We start from the raw sequence: 1,014 nt of genomic DNA on the forward strand, positions 1-1,014 counted from the left end.
CCACTGAGGTCATGCCACGCGGACGATCTCGGCGGTGCCGAGGGCGTTGAAGCGGTTCATAACGGCGATGCGGAGCTCACCTCGATTTCGGCGGTCGGGCGGTCGGGGTCTCTCGCGGCGATGTGCTCGCCGAAGGACTTGAGGCAGCGCATCTTGGCCTCGGCGCGGCTGCGGGCGTGGTATCCCGTCCTCCGTTTCCAGAAAGCCCGGCCGTAGTGACGCGTGGCGCGCAGGGTTTCGTTGCGGGCCAGAGCAGCTGGGCAATCCTCCTTCCACGGTCTGCCATTCTTGCGGATCGGGATGATGGCCGTGCCCCCCCGTGCGATGATGGCGCTGTGGCAACGGCGGGTGTCATAGGCGCCGTCCGCCGTCACAGTGCCGATGGCTTCGTCGTCCGGGATCTGGCCAAGGAGGTCCGGCAGGACAAGGCTATCGCCTTCCCGACTGGGCGCAAACTCGACCGCGCGGATATCGGATGTGGCGGTGTCCATGGCCAGATGGACCTTGTGCCATTGGCGCCGTCCCTGAACACCATGCTTCCGGGCCTGCCATTCTCCGTCGCCAAGAAACTTGATACCCGTGCTATCCCCCCAGCAGGTCCAGCGGTCCGTCGGCACGGCGATACGGGATTTGCACCTTCAGGGTCTTTTGCCTGCGACACAGCGTGGAGTAGTCCGGAACAGGCCAGTCCAACCCCGCCAGACGTAGCAGGCTCGCCACCACCCCGGCGGTCTGCCGGTGCGGCAACTTGAACAACACCTTAATCGATAAGCAGAACTGGATCGCCGCGTCTGAGAAGGCCGGCGGGCGCCCAGGGCAGCCTTCATGCGGTGCGTGCCAGGCCATCTCCTTATCCAGCCAGATCAGCAATGACCCGCGATTGCGGAGCGAAGCGTTGTAGGCGGACCAGTTCGTCGTGCGGTAGCGGGCGGGCTCGGGCTTGCTCATACCACCCGTCTAACCGTATGGATTCGTGTTGTGAATCCTTCGCGGTCAGAGTTCTGCAACAACGCC

The 1,014-nt window shown here is 64.4% G+C and carries 1 pseudogene; it reads right to left on the minus strand.

What is annotated here, in order from left to right:
- Window positions 1-9: 9 nt before the first annotated feature.
- A pseudogene (locus R0J92_RS21445) lies at window positions 10-948 on the minus strand (IS5 family transposase).
- Window positions 949-1,014: the final 66 nt, after the last annotated feature.

This window comes from Tritonibacter sp. SIMBA_163, from assembly GCF_046535935.1.
In the GTDB taxonomy this organism is placed as follows: domain Bacteria; phylum Pseudomonadota; class Alphaproteobacteria; order Rhodobacterales; family Rhodobacteraceae; genus Epibacterium; species Epibacterium scottomollicae.